Annotated in this window: 3 protein-coding genes; 2 read left to right on the plus strand and 1 reads right to left on the minus strand. The window is 72.8% G+C overall.

The annotated features are described in order from the left end of the window. Positions 1–71 precede the first annotated feature (71 nt). Positions 72–749, plus strand: a complete 678-nt coding sequence (locus FNQ90_RS19130) for a response regulator transcription factor (RefSeq protein WP_143623439.1) — start codon at positions 72–74, stop codon at positions 747–749. Positions 750–759: 10 nt separating this feature from the next. Continuing rightward, entirely contained in the window at positions 760–2040 is a 1281-nt protein-coding gene (locus FNQ90_RS19135; RefSeq protein ID WP_182607497.1) for a HAMP domain-containing histidine kinase, read from the plus strand. Here the strand turns inward: FNQ90_RS19135 and FNQ90_RS19140 are convergent. Beyond that, positions 1976–2599, minus strand: coding sequence for a GtrA family protein (locus FNQ90_RS19140; RefSeq protein ID WP_182607498.1), 624 nt, complete (start codon positions 2597–2599; stop codon positions 1976–1978). The genes FNQ90_RS19135 and FNQ90_RS19140 overlap by 65 nt on opposite strands. Positions 2600–2633 lie beyond the last annotated feature (34 nt).

Genomic DNA, 2633 nt, shown 5'->3' on the forward strand with positions numbered 1-2633 from the left:
CCCCTCCCGGGACTCCTCCATCCCGACCGGTGTTCACCGACGCCCCGGCCCCCGGCGTCTACCATCGGCCCATGACCCGAGTACTGCTCGCCGAGGACGATGCCTCCATCTCGGAACCCCTGGCCCGAGCCCTGCGCCGTGAGGGCTACGAGGTGGAGGTGCGCGAGGACGGGCCGGCCGCCCTGGACGCGGGCCTGCGCGGGGACGTGGACCTGGTGGTCCTGGACCTGGGACTGCCGGGCATGGACGGGCTCGAGGTCTGCCGCCGCCTGCGCACCGAGGGCCTGACCCTCCCGGTGCTCGTGCTCACCGCCCGGGCCGACGAGGTGGACACCGTCGTCGGCCTGGACGCCGGTGCCGACGACTACGTCACCAAGCCCTTCCGGCTCGCCGAACTCCTCGCCCGGGTGCGGGCGTTGCTGCGACGCGGCAGCACCGAACCCGTGCCCGCCCCCGTCGTGCACGGCATCCGGATCGACGTGGAGTCCCACCGGGCCTGGCTGGGGGAAGAGGAACTGCACCTGACCGCCAAGGAGTTCGATCTGCTGCGGGTCCTGGTGCGGGACGCCGGTCGGGTGGTGACGCGCGAGCAGCTGATGCGCGAGGTCTGGGACACCACCTGGTGGTCCTCCACCAAGACCCTCGACATGCACATCTCCTGGCTGCGCAAGAAACTCGGCGACGACGCCGCCAACCCCCGCTACATCGCCACCGTGCGCGGGGTCGGCTTCCGCTTCGAGAAGAGCTGACCCGGGCACCGTGCGCCGTCGTCTGATCAACTCCATCCTCGCGGTGGTGCTCGTCGTGATCACCGTCTTCGGGGTCTCCCTGGTGATCGTCGAGACCCGGGCGATCGAGAGCGGGGCCCGCGAACGCCTCCAGTCGGAGGCCGCCCGCCTGGTGGCGGTGGTGGAGAGCCGCCTGGTGGCCGGGGAACGGGTCACCGCCGAGAGCATGCGCACCTCGGTACCCGGTGATCGGTACGTGATCATCGACCTGGTCGGGGAGGAGCCGATCACCCTGGGGGAGGAGCCCGAGGGCGGCGTCATCCAGAGCTCGGAGGTCGGGGCCCGGGGCGAGATCGTCACCGTGCAGCAGTCCCGGGACGTCATCGGGGACGAGGTCGGCCGCACCCTGCTCATCATCCTCGCCGTCGCCGGACTGGCCGTGATATCGGCGATCCTGCTGGCGGTTCGGCAGGCCCGCCGGGTCTCCGCGCCGCTCACCGACCTCGCGGAGACCGCCGAACGCCTGGGATCGGGCGATCCGCGTCCCCGCCACCGCCGCTACGGCGTGCCGGAACTGGACCGGGTCGCCGATGTCCTGGACGCCAGCGCCGAACGCATCGCGCGCATGATCACCGCCGAGCGCCGACTGGCGACCGACGCCTCCCACCAGCTGCGCACCCCGCTGACCGCCCTGTCCATGAGGTTGGAGGAGATCATCGCCACCGAGGACCCGGAGACCGTCAAGGAGGAGGCGACGATCGCGCTCGCCCAGGTGGAGCGCCTCACCGACGTCGTGCAACGACTGCTCACCAACTCCCGTGACCCGAGGCTGGGCTCGGCGGTGGGCTTCGACCTCGACGAGGTCGTGCTCCAACAGGTGGAGGAGTGGCGCCCCGCCTACCGGGCGGCCGGCCGGGCCGTGGTCCACTCGGGCAAGCCCCACCTGCGGGCGGTCGGCACCCCCGGCGCGGTCTCGCAGGTGCTCGCCACCCTGGTGGAGAACTCCCTGATGCACGGCGCCGGCACGGTGGCGCTGCGCACCCGCACCGCGGGCAACCAGGTGGTGGTCGAGGTCACCGACGCCGGCCCGGGGGTGCCCCCGACGCTCGGCTCGCGGGTCTTCGAGCGGTCGGTGAGCGGGCGGAACTCCACCGGCCTGGGGCTGGCGGTCGCCCGCGACCTGGCCGAGGCCGACGGGGGACGGCTGGAACTGCTCCAACTCCGACCGCCGATCTTCGCGCTCTTCCTCAGCCGGGAGGCGGACCCGGACGGAGGCTGTCCCCCGGAGGCCCGGGGGTCCCGGACGCACTGATCGAGGGTGGGCCCGCGACCGCGCCGGACCGCCCCGGACCCCTTCCCTCCGGCTCCGGGCGGACGGGTCCCACCGGTCCGCCCGTCGCCACGGCTCCGGTCCGCGCACCCGTCAGGGAGCGGGTGCGGGCACCCCGGAAGACCCAGGTGCGGTAGGCCCAGAAGCGGAAGAGCGAGGCCAGGCCGAGCCCGATCACGTTCTTCGCGATGTTGTCGGCGGTCGCCGAGGTCAGGCCCAGGCCGTGGTGCGAGATGGCGAGCACCCCGTTCTCCAGCACCATCCCCGCTCCCGAGAACATCAGGAAGAGGCCGGCCTCGCGGCGCCGTCGGGTCTTGTCGGCGTGGGCGTAGGTCCAGTACCGGTTGCCCAGGTAGGTGGCGCAGATGGCGCAGGCGGTGGCGAGCACCCCGGACCGCACGGCGCCCAGCCCCACCCCCTGACGGCAGAGGTTGAAGACCAGGACGTTCACCACCAGCCCGACCGCCCCCACGGTGCCGAAACGGCCCGCCTCGCGCACCAGGCGACGCAGGCGGACGGGCAGCCCGGGAGGAGCATCCATCCCGCCATGCTAATCAGATCGCCCTGCCGAACTC

This window comes from Streptomyces alkaliphilus (assembly GCF_014141535.1).
Lineage (GTDB): Bacteria > Actinomycetota > Actinomycetes > Streptomycetales > Streptomycetaceae > Streptomyces > Streptomyces alkaliphilus.